This window comes from Chromohalobacter sp. 296-RDG (genome assembly GCF_029889885.1).
GTDB lineage: Bacteria > Pseudomonadota > Gammaproteobacteria > Pseudomonadales > Halomonadaceae > Chromohalobacter.
Genome location: NZ_JARANY010000235.1, coordinates 1 through 1032, shown reverse-complemented (window position 1 = coordinate 1032; position 1032 = coordinate 1). Strand labels below are relative to the sequence as shown.

The window sequence follows — 1032 nt, the reverse complement described above, 5'->3', positions numbered from 1 at the left end:
GTATCTGTCCGCTAGTCCTTTATTGTATTTGTTGGTGACGTTCCTGGCTTTTATGGGGGCGAGTTATATCAACCGTCTTCTGGGGGGTACGCCTTTCCTGCATCCGGTCGTGCTTACCATCGTGCTGATCATTGGCTTTCTGACGCTGACAGATACCGATTATGCGACGTACTTCGAAGGCGCTCAGTTCATCCATTTCCTTTTGGGCCCCGCGACCGTTGCCTTGGCGATTCCCTTGTATGACTATCGGGAACGTGTCAGGCGTATGCTGGTGCCGATATTGCTCAGTTGCGTCGCGGGGATCGTGACGGCGGTGACGTCAGCGGTGGGTGTCGCGATGCTCATGGGGGCCAGTCGTGAAACCGTGTTGACGCTGTCGCCCAAGTCGGTGACATCACCTATCGCGATGGGCATCGTCGAGAAACTGGGCGGCATTCCGTCGCTTGCTGCGGGGATGGTTCTGATCACAGGGTCCCTTGGGTGTGCCTTGGGTCCTGCCATCTTCCGCCTGGTCAGGGTGCGCGATCCCAGTGTTCAAGGCTTTACCATGGGCCTGGCGGCACATGGTTTCGGAACGGCCTATTCCTTTTCTTCGATTGGCGCAGTGGCGGGTGCCTTTGCGGGACTTGCGATGGGCCTGACGGGGCTACTGACGGCCTTCATTCTGCCGCCTTTGGTGCACCTTTTTGGTCTTTAATTATTTATACCGTTACCTTTGAACCTTCTTGGAAAGTTGAAAAACCAAGATGGCAACGCCTGATGGGGGCGTTGCCATACGTCGATATTACAAAACGTCTTGATCGTTTATATCATGCGTCGTTCACGCCCATAGAACGCGTAACAGGGATACGGTAATCAGCGTGATCAGTAGAGTGCCGACGATGTTGAGCAGCAGTCCGGCGCGGATCATCGATTGAATCTTCATATGTCCCGTCGCGAAAACGATGGCATTGGGTGGGGTCGCGACCGGCATCATGAAGGCACAGCTATCGGCGATTGCGGCGGGGACCGTGATCAGTAACGGGTCCATGT

Annotated in this window: 2 protein-coding genes; one reads left to right on the top strand and one right to left on the bottom strand. The window is 55.2% G+C overall.

Going from position 1 to position 1032, the window contains the following annotated elements; translation table 11 throughout:
• Positions 1-697 (top strand): LrgB family protein (locus OP495_RS18170; RefSeq protein ID WP_280571175.1); only part of this gene is annotated, 697 nt, incomplete at its 5' end.
• Between the two features lie 123 nt (positions 698-820).
• On the opposite strand, the gene OP495_RS18165 is transcribed toward OP495_RS18170, so the two are convergent.
• Positions 821-1032: anion permease (locus OP495_RS18165; protein WP_280571174.1), on the bottom strand; the 212-nt coding region annotated here is incomplete at its 5' end.